The sequence below is a fragment of the Nocardia sp. 852002-51101_SCH5132738 genome (assembly GCF_001665695.1).
GTDB classification, from domain to species: domain Bacteria; phylum Actinomycetota; class Actinomycetes; order Mycobacteriales; family Mycobacteriaceae; genus Nocardia; species Nocardia nova.
In genome coordinates, this window is the sequence record NZ_LZML01000085.1 from 1 (window position 1) to 8,575 (window position 8,575).

The 8,575-nt window shown below is 63.3% G+C and carries 10 protein-coding genes, 1 tRNA gene and 1 pseudogene; 9 read left to right on the forward strand and 3 right to left on the reverse strand.

The genetic code is table 11. From position 1 onward, the window contains the following. The first annotated feature begins 255 nt into the window (after nt 1-255). The 3 genes and pseudogenes from A5789_RS11950 to A5789_RS37780 all read left to right on the forward strand — a co-directional run. Nucleotides 256-1,248, forward strand: a complete 993-nt coding sequence (locus tag A5789_RS11950) for a hypothetical protein (RefSeq protein WP_155525608.1) — start codon at nt 256-258, stop codon at nt 1,246-1,248. 678 nt (nt 1,249-1,926) lie between these two features. After that, a complete protein-coding gene (locus A5789_RS11955) occupies nt 1,927-2,907 on the forward strand; it encodes a GAF domain-containing protein (RefSeq protein ID WP_064904423.1) in 981 nt (326 codons plus the stop codon). Between the two features lie 635 nt (nt 2,908-3,542). Then, nucleotides 3,543-3,695, forward strand: a pseudogene (locus A5789_RS37780) (type II toxin-antitoxin system ParD family antitoxin); the annotation flags it as partial. A 146-nt stretch (nt 3,696-3,841) separates the two neighbouring features. Here the strand turns inward: A5789_RS37780 and A5789_RS11960 are convergent. Then, nucleotides 3,842-4,138, reverse strand: a complete 297-nt coding sequence (locus tag A5789_RS11960; RefSeq protein ID WP_155525607.1) for a hypothetical protein — start codon at nt 4,136-4,138, stop codon at nt 3,842-3,844. Further along, nucleotides 4,128-4,577: a hypothetical protein gene (locus tag A5789_RS11965; RefSeq protein WP_064904421.1), complete on the reverse strand. Its 450-nt coding sequence runs from the start codon at nt 4,575-4,577 to the stop codon at nt 4,128-4,130. Before A5789_RS11965 ends, A5789_RS11960 begins: the two co-directional genes overlap by 11 nt. A gap of 255 nt (nt 4,578-4,832) precedes the next feature. On the opposite strand from A5789_RS11965, the gene A5789_RS11970 reads away from it, so the two are divergent. From A5789_RS11970 to A5789_RS11980, 5 genes are all read left to right on the forward strand, one after another. After that, nucleotides 4,833-5,390, forward strand: a complete 558-nt coding sequence (locus A5789_RS11970) for a hypothetical protein (RefSeq protein ID WP_155525606.1) — start codon at nt 4,833-4,835, stop codon at nt 5,388-5,390. Between the two features lie 514 nt (nt 5,391-5,904). Next, nucleotides 5,905-6,174, forward strand: coding sequence for a hypothetical protein (locus A5789_RS11975; protein ID WP_155525605.1), 270 nt, complete (start codon nt 5,905-5,907; stop codon nt 6,172-6,174). 120 nt (nt 6,175-6,294) lie between these two features. Further along, the gene (locus A5789_RS38240) at nt 6,295-6,429 is read left to right on the forward strand and encodes a hypothetical protein (protein ID WP_255401843.1); all 135 of its coding nucleotides are present in this window, start codon (nt 6,295-6,297) and stop codon (nt 6,427-6,429) included. 58 nt (nt 6,430-6,487) lie between these two features. Further along, a complete protein-coding gene (locus A5789_RS35515; protein ID WP_082940652.1) occupies nt 6,488-6,700 on the forward strand; it encodes a helix-turn-helix domain-containing protein in 213 nt (70 codons plus the stop codon). 66 nt (nt 6,701-6,766) lie between these two features. Continuing rightward, nucleotides 6,767-8,086 (forward strand): hypothetical protein, encoded by a 1,320-nt coding sequence (locus A5789_RS11980; RefSeq protein WP_155525604.1) that lies wholly within the window; start codon nt 6,767-6,769, stop codon nt 8,084-8,086. 100 nt (nt 8,087-8,186) lie between these two features. Here A5789_RS11980 and A5789_RS11985 read toward each other — a convergent pair. Further along, a tRNA-Ala gene (locus tag A5789_RS11985) sits at nt 8,187-8,259 on the reverse strand. A gap of 125 nt (nt 8,260-8,384) precedes the next feature. On the opposite strand from A5789_RS11985, the gene A5789_RS37785 reads away from it, so the two are divergent. Beyond that, nucleotides 8,385-8,575: hypothetical protein (locus tag A5789_RS37785; RefSeq protein WP_231956640.1), on the forward strand; the 191-nt coding region annotated here is incomplete at its 3' end.

An 8,575-nucleotide genomic window follows, 5' to 3' on the forward strand; every position in this document is an offset into this window, starting at 1 on the left:
CCATACCCGGCGCTCCCGGGTGCTCGAAAGCCTATGGCAGCCAGCGACTTCGAGCACCCAAGAAGAAAGGTAAGGACTGTCATGACACTGCCTGCGGAAAATCACTCGAACGCTCTCCAATCGCGGCGCGCTGGTGCCCCGCATGCCCCCGGTATGGCTCAACCGGCCGCCTACCGTTCGTCCGGGTTAGATCGGCCCCAGTCGAGATCGCGTATTGCACACCCGCCAGCGACACACACTTCGGCTGGTACGCACGTGGAATTCGGGTTCATTGCCGAGTGTCTCGACGGCAGCGGATCCGAACCGACGGTGATTGCCGACTCCGCGGGCCCGCATCGGTTCCACCGCATGTTTCGCACGCTAAACGAGACCAACCGGCTCCCAGCCGCTATGGGAATTGCTGACCAGAGCCTCGCGCTCGTGCAACGCGCGGTTCGGGAGGGCCGGACGGTGACCACACACTTGCCAGTCGGGGGTCAGCGTCTGGAGGCCGCCTGTCACCTGCTGGTTGGGCCTTCCGGAGCCGTGCATGCGGTGCGGATGAAAGCGGTCCAGCCCGGAAGCTCCGGTCCGCAGCTGCCGCTTATTCCGGTCGAATTCGATACCGAGCGGCTGGCAAGGTTCGGCAACCCCGACGGTCCCGCACCCGCCTTGTTCCGGGGCGACACAACCTGGACGCTTCCAGCATTGCTGGAACATGTTGTGTGGCTGGACAAGCGGCTGGATCTGATTGCCCTGTTCGACCCGATCGAACCGGCCTCACGATGGTGCGAAAGCCTTGTCGTCGTCGACCCTGTCACGCAGATCAGACATCACCTATGGATGGCTGCCCGCTCCGTCATCGGCCCGCAGGGCGTCCCGATCGTGCGGGCCGTGATCGCTGATGTCACCGCGCTGGTTGCGGCCCCGGACCGGGATCCGCTGGCCGAGCACCTCGCGACCCGTACGACCCGCGGGCACGGCGCTGCGCTGATGGATCTGCGCACGACACTGATGCATTCGTTCGCCTGCCAGGATGACCCGCGCCTATCCATGTGGCGGCACCGCAATCCGCAACTGCATCCCGACGACGTCTCAGCGATCATGACTGCGATCGCCGACCTTGCCGCGGGCAAGCCCACCACCATGAGGTTGCGAATCCGGTTCACCCACGCCGAGCCATGGACCACGCTGCACGCTACCAGCTCACCGATGCTGAATTACTCACGCCCACAAGCATCCATCGACTTCTGGATCGAAAACAACTGAGAAAAATGGTACATTAGTACCAGAATTTACGCTATAATAGCAGTACAACGTAAGACTTCCGGCGATCCGAGACTTTCCGGCGCCGAGTGCCCACCAGTACTGGCCTTGTTCCAGTACGCGGCCGATCACTTTCCCACTTCAGCGGGGAGTGGTGTGCCATCGGGTCTCGGATCGCTAGCCGTGCCTTTCGAGCTCCGAACACCAACATCCCTGTTTGTGTTGTTCGACATCGAAAGGCGCTGTCATGCACCCGTTTCCGGCATCAGCTGCAGGCGCCGCCGGATGTGCCCGCCGAATCACCGATGGCTCGTGCAGTCATCCACAGCCCGGCCGACGAATCGATCCGACAACACAGTCGTTGTGGACCTCGGTCGCATCCGACGGAGCCACCTCAGCATCATCCGCTCGCTCGCCAGCGGCTCCGACAGACAAGAAGACTAAGGAGCCACGATGACTACCGACCCGCACGCCCACGCTGAATCCATTCCTGCCAGGCATCTTCCGAACCGGGTCCTCCACAACGCACCTGTACCAAGGGAAGACGACGAACCGCGTAGCGGTGCCCCAGCAGAGTGCCCCTCGCCGGCGCGGCTACCGCGTCGACGTCCCGCAGCCCCGAACCAGGACCCCGCCGCACGCACGATTGAGCCGACTTCCCAGCCCACCCTCCTTAGTTGGGTGCTCGCCGAAACACTGTCCGGCACCGGCGAAATCGTCGTTGTCGCCGAAGGTGACAAGCTCAAGCCCTTCGGGAAGCTCGACCGCACCCGCATCGCTCAGAGCAGACGCGCATCTTCCACGATCCCCGCCCTTGTTCGGCAGTGCCTCGTCACACGAAAACGGCAATACCGCGAGATCCCGGGCACCTACCCGCTGAGCGTCCACGTCGTTCCCGCTGTCGGTCCGGCCGGCGCAGTGCACGCCGTACAGCTGTGGACCGGCACACCGGCACAGAAGCCGCCCCTGCGGGGCCCTGTCGGCACCGTCGAGTGGGACACCACGACCGGAGTCGCACGGCTCAACTCAGCGCTGGAACGGCAACTGGGGATCCCCGCGCCGTTATCCCGGTCCCAGTACACCCTGCCCGAACTACTCAGTTACACCGACGGATTCGACGACTTCCTCGGCTTCCTCGACCTGTTCGATCGAGCGTCAACCGTCGACCGCTGGGTCGGTACCGTGACCACCCCGGGCCGGTTCAGCCTCATCCGCCGACACCTACGCATCGTGGCACAAGTCCACGTCGAGACCGGCTCACGATACGTGCGCGGAGTCGTCCACGACATCACCGCCCTGCAGCCACCACCACCGCCGCACGTGGACTCGGTCACGCTCGCCGGCTATCCCGGCCCGACGACTCACGCGATCGCGCGTATCGATCTCGGAACCTGCCTCATCAATCGCTGGATTTGTCTCGGTCCGGGTCCTCTCGAACCATGGAGTCACCAGAATCCCCACATCGACAACGACAGTGCAGCCGCCATCGCTCGATGCTGCGCGGAGCTGCACCGCGGTGCGACCGGCGCCACCGCAGAATTGAAACTCAGATTCACGCCCTCATGCCCATGGATTCCAGTCCACACTGAGTGGACAGCGCTCGTCGGCGCGCGACGCCCCCAGGCCATCGTCGTTCTGGCGCCGCACGAGCCGTCACCATGACCGTCATATTCGTACAGCCCCTGTTCACGGCAGCAGGTGCAGGTGATTGGTCCAGTCACCGTCGTAGTCCGCTTCCATGCCGCGGCGGTGGCGACTGCCTTGTTCACCGCGTTCCCCTCCCCGACGCTGAACATGATCCCGATCAGCGCCTTGTCCGCCGATGCGGCGATGCTCACCGTGCCGGCGGGCGGTTCCCGGCCGCCCTCGCGGGACCGGCCGCCCCGTCGGACCTGCGTCGTGGCGGTGCCCGCGCCGGCGCGTGGAGTTCTTCTTCCGCTTCTTGCTGATGGGCGACACAGCGGCCCTCTTCCGTCGTCGAGAACATGCCCGCTCGGCTCCGCTCCAGCCGCGCGGCCGGGCGCGCCAGGCCACCTCAGCACGACCGACCCCACCGACATCAATGGACGGTTGGTCTCGAGCCTGCCCCGTGTACGGCGGGTCGCGCGGGTGGGTGGTTGTTTCGGAGATGATCACCCCCATAAACACATGCGGGCCGAGATGCGCGGTCTGGGGTATCCCTTCTAACGGGCACCGGAGCTGCCGGAATCGGCCGCGCCACGCCCCGGCGTTTCGCATGCCTTGCCGACCATGGCGGACTGCCTCGTGATCACAATGGGGTGGTGAACGATAACGGAGATGACCGCGAATCCCGGTTGCGGGTCCTACGTGAAGCTCTCGAGGCGGGTGAGCGTAGCGGCCCTGCCGTGCCGTTCGATATCGAGCGCTGGCTGGCCTCCAAGAGGGCGGTCGTCGAGCCCATGTCGCCCCCGGACGACTCCGCACTATAGCGACGATGGGCGTTGCCGTCGGCGCCCGGCCGCAAGGCAGTGCCACGACATCATCACCGAACGATCAAGGGCTACAGCCGGTTTCGGTGCGTTTCGGCCTGCCCCTCACCGAACTGCGATGGCGGGCTGCGGGCCCTGAGTCCGCTTTACGCGCCGGTGCCATCGTGTGCGGTGGCAGTCGCCACGAGCAGTTCCTCCACGGTGATCCCTACTTCGGCGGCACGGGTCGCCAGTTGTTCGTAGGTCGCCAGGGAGATCTCGATGCTCAGCACCACCGGCATGTCAGCAGGGTCCTCGGCGGGCGGAGGGAGGTCGATCGGCTCCGCGTCGGGATCGACCTTCAGGCTCTTCACCAGCTCGTCGGGCCAGTTCTTCCCGTATGCGTCGAGCATGTCGGCGTAGAACCGGTACCGGGCCGCGTCCGCTGCCGCGTCAGACACCATCACCCGCTTCTCGCGCACGTCCCTGCGCTACCTGGTAAATCGCTGGATACAGCTCGGAGTCGGAGTCACCCGAGGAAGCGGCGCGGATCTCATCGGCCACCCGGTCCGGCAGCCCGTTCGCCCGCCGGGTCTCCACATACTCACCCACCACGTCGGCGATCTGCAGCTCGGTGAGTTCGTCGTGTCCGGGCAGCAGCGGCACGAAGGCCAGCGGATTGCGCACCCGCAAATCGGGCCGGATCTGTTCGACCGAGACCACGATCCGATGATCGGGCGGGCACGGGTGTCCCATGTCGGCGGTGAATTCATCGGGTAGGGCCACCCGCACACGCCGATACGCCCACGGATTGGCCTCGAACCAGCACCGATCATCGTCGGAAGCCTGTTCCGCCGCATCCATTTCGACCTGATTGCGGCCCCGCACGCCCCCGAAAGACACATGCGCCCCCGCAGTGCGGCCCCGACAGTCCCTCGATTGCTTGCCCATAACTACAGATGATCTCTGGTGGCGTGGACGGTTTGCGGGAACGCCACGCGGCGGGATCGGCTCGTCTGACAATGGGACTGCAAGGCCATCTCATCTGCGCTTATACCGTGTCGGTGCGTCTACGTGGCACCGTGTGCGCGCCGGTGTAGGAAGGTGATCGAAGCTGTCAGGTCTGTCCATCCACTCGATGCAGGAAAGCGAGAGCGTATGGGGAAGAGCGGGAAACGATCGAAGAAGAACCCGTCGGTGAAGGACAAGCGGCGAGCGCGCGATCAAGCCCGCCGTGATGCCAAGCGGGACTACGTATTACGGTCGGATCCGCCCCCTTACGAAGGGTATGACGAGTGGTATCCCGTGGGGGAAATGCGTGACGCGGACGGCTATGACACGCTCAGCGTCGAGGACCGGGAGTTCGCGGAGATGATGATCGCGCTCGGTCCTGGTTATCGAGGCTTGGTGCCCGCGGCTGCGGTCGCGCTGGAGGAGATGATCCGCCAGGGCACGATCCGGATGGCCATCAACGGGATGCCGGGCAGGTATCGGGAGATGCCGGTGGCCGAGTTGGCGGGCCTTACTGCCCAGCAGGGCGGCTCCTCCGATGAACGCGAGATCGCGAAGGTCGTGCATGTCATGCACACGCTGGGGTTGATCGTGGTCGACGACCAGGAAGTAGTTCACCTGTCGCTACCGCCCACACACCCAGAAACCGGTGGGCGCTGGGACATCATGGGCGAATACGAGCTCCGGCAAGGTCTGCTGGCCTGACTCTATGACTTCTGATCTGTAGTGATGGCATGTCCCCCGCATGGCGGCGGCCCCGCACGCAATGCCCCATCCGGCTGCCGCGCCCGCGCACATACCCGATGACCGCACGCCCCCAATGCCCGACACCGCTCGATCCGGCTTCGACGAACACGCCTACAGCAGCTATCGCAACGAGGGCGACAAGCTCCCTCCCGATGGCCGGGTGACCGGACGCGGCCACCCGACCAGTGCGGCGGAAGAATCAAACTCAGGGCATTTTGATAGCCACGCGGTTGCAGTAATAATTCCGGCTGGCGTACAATTGCTACCGCGCCCCATTCAGGGGTTTCCCGGTGATCGCTGGCAGCGTGTACCGGATGTAGCACCGTCGGTTTTGGCAGTTTATTGCGACGGTTCCCGATCTTGACTACGGCGCGTTCGCCGTCACGGATCGGGTCTACCACTTCCTCCGGCGGCCCGTCGGCTGATGGTCAGCCTTGCTACGCCCGTCGGATGCCCCTGGGAGGTGTTTCCCATGGCCCACGTCCAGCATGACCCGGCTTCGATCCGCGAACAGCAGATTGCCATGTCCGCGCTCGCTCACACGGTTCGCGGAGATTTCAAAGCCGTGAGCGCTCTGGTCGAGATGATCCAGGATCCCGACGAAGGGGTGCGGCCCGCCTTCGTCATCGTCACGTTGCTGGCCGAGTTCAAGAAGGGCATAGACCAGCACGACGCGGAAGAGTTGGCACTCTGGTTTTCCCACGAGGCGCAGATCCTGGCCGCGCAGGCCGACCTCACCTGAGCCGGCCACGATATGGAATCCACTCAAGGCCGCCCTGGTGGTGGTCGCGGACGAATTCTGCGAATCCACCAGGTCTCGGCCCGCACCGGACACAGTCCCGACCGCATTCGTCATCTGCGCGTGAAGGGACATGAACTCTACGACAGGGCTTGGAAAGCCGGCGCCGCACCCAACTCGCCGTTGCTATTCGACGAAGCCGACGTCGACGAGTGGATCGCTGCCCACAAGACCGACGCCAACGAGCGCGGCCAATGACTCAGCAACCCGATGGCTATCAATCTGGTCTGGACAGCAGCATGGAGGGCACACCACGATGAACGAGCACCGTGACCAGGCCGAGGACGAATGGCTCACCACCGAGGAGGTCGCCCGACGGCTCAAAGTCCCGTGTAAAACATTGGCGACGTGGGCATCTGCCCGCAAAGGGCCGCCGTACGCGAGAATCGGACGTTTCCGCCGGTATAGGCGGCTCGACCTTATCGAGTGGGAGAGCCGTCAGGTCCGGGATTCCCAGTCCTCCGACTAAGCTCACTCGGCCCATGCCAGTCAATTTGTTGTGCCGCGTCGGCAAGTATGTTGCAAAGGAATGAGCATGCCCAGAGCCGAGATATCGCTTGGTGGACTCGGTAATGTGAGTTGCACTCTGCAAAAGTCGGGAAGATACAAAGGAAAATATCGGGCTAGAGGAACGTTCCGGCATCCTTACACGGGTCGAGACTATCCGCTTGACTTCGTCGCCGATTCAGATGGCAAAGCCAGGAAGAAGCTTCTGGACGATTATCGCGAGCGACTGCAAATCGCGGATAAGAGCCTGGGTGTTGTCAGCAAGTCGATCACCAGAAAGTCCAAGTTCTCCAGCTTGATCGATGCGTTCATCGAGGAAAAGGCGCTCGAGGTCCAGGAAGGCACCTTGGACCAGACTACATTCGAGGGCTATCTCGCCGAGATCAACGACGCCGAGCCCCGCCTCCGAAAGAATGGGACCCCAGACCTCCGCTACAGCAAGAACGCGATCAAGATCAGACCCATGCTTGGCGATCTGAGGAACTGGGAAGTCGATTCCAACCGCCTCGACGGACATCTCAAGTCCATTCGAGCCAACGGCAATCAGCGCAAGGCTGAACTGCACCACCTGATTCTCACGGGCATCGTACGGCTGGGTGTCAAACTAGGCGCGATGCCCGTGGATCCGATGAGCGTGGTACGCAAAGGCGGGAAGAAGCGCCGCAAGACGGCACGAGCCATGGACGAGGAGACTCGCAATGGTCTACAGGCTCAGTTGAAGAAATGGCTTGCCGGAGAGGAAATACCCGGAACCCCCGCCTACACACATGGTCCGAAACGCGACCCTTACATCCTTCGGATTGCTGACATCCTGTTGGCATCAGGCTGCCGTCCCTATGAAGGTCTCGCTTTTCGCAGATGCGATCTTCTCAAGAAGACCGACGACGGTGAAGTAACGGATAAGTGGCGTTTGGTCGTGTCCGGCACCATCAAACGGAAGAAGGGGGAAAACGGACTCTACCGGCAGAACTGGACCAAGACCGATGCGGGATATCGCATCGTGGTCCTGCCGCAGTGGGCTGTGAATACCCTCAAGGAAATGGGAGCCGAGAAATGGAGTGATGACGATGAGTCCCCGCTGTTCCCGTCCAGGTCCGGTGGATGGCGAGACCCCCACAACACGGCTCGCACATGGCGAGCCGCACGAGGCACCGAATATGCGTGGATCACGGCTCGAACGATGCGCAGAACGAATCTGACTACCGTCGCTGAAGACTACGGAACCGAGCAGGCGAGCCGTCAGGGTGGCCATGCGGTCATCAGCACGGGTGCCGACATCACCGACATCTACCTCGACAGGCCACGACAGGCTCCCGACTCCACACCCGCTCTTGAGAGGCTCCGATGACGCAAAACATGGGGGATCGAACAATGGGGGAAACCATGGGGAATCGACCAGTTGAGGCAAGTCCGGCCCGGTACATACCGGGCCGGACCTGCGATAACTGTGGAGCTAAGGGGACTCGAACCCCTGACCCCCACACTGCCAGTGTGGTGCGCTACCAGCTGCGCCATAGCCCCAGGTTTTCGCACCTCGGGGGTGTTCCCCGCGTGCTTGAAAGAAGTTACACCACCTGGACTCGGCGTACCAAATCGCCTGCGTACAGGGGTGGTGGAACACACGTTCGAACGATAGACTCGAACACATGTTCGATGGCAGAGAGCTTCAGGCGATGAGCGACGAGGGGCTGGTCGATGCGCTGCGACGGGCACATGGGGCGGCGGCATTCGCACAGGCGGCGGAGGTGCGGGCGGTGCGCGAGTTGTATCGGCGGCATCGCGCCGGCAACGCCGCGCCCGGACCGGGCGGGTGTTGCGCGAGATGTCGGCGGAGTGG

Excerpts from the sequence above, each read along its gene's own strand:
- A5789_RS35515 (WP_082940652.1), top strand. The coding sequence starts at position 6,488 with ATGAACGAGCACCGTGACCAGGCCGAGGACGAATGGCTCACCACCGAG.
- A5789_RS11970 (WP_155525606.1), top strand. The coding sequence starts at position 4,833 with ATGGGGAAGAGCGGGAAACGATCGAAGAAGAACCCGTCGGTGAAGGAC.
- A5789_RS11960 (WP_155525607.1), bottom strand. The coding sequence starts at position 4,138 with ATGGTGTCTGACGCGGCAGCGGACGCGGCCCGGTACCGGTTCTACGCC.
- A5789_RS11980 (WP_155525604.1), top strand. The coding sequence starts at position 6,767 with ATGCCCAGAGCCGAGATATCGCTTGGTGGACTCGGTAATGTGAGTTGC.
- A5789_RS11975 (WP_155525605.1), top strand. The coding sequence starts at position 5,905 with ATGGCCCACGTCCAGCATGACCCGGCTTCGATCCGCGAACAGCAGATT.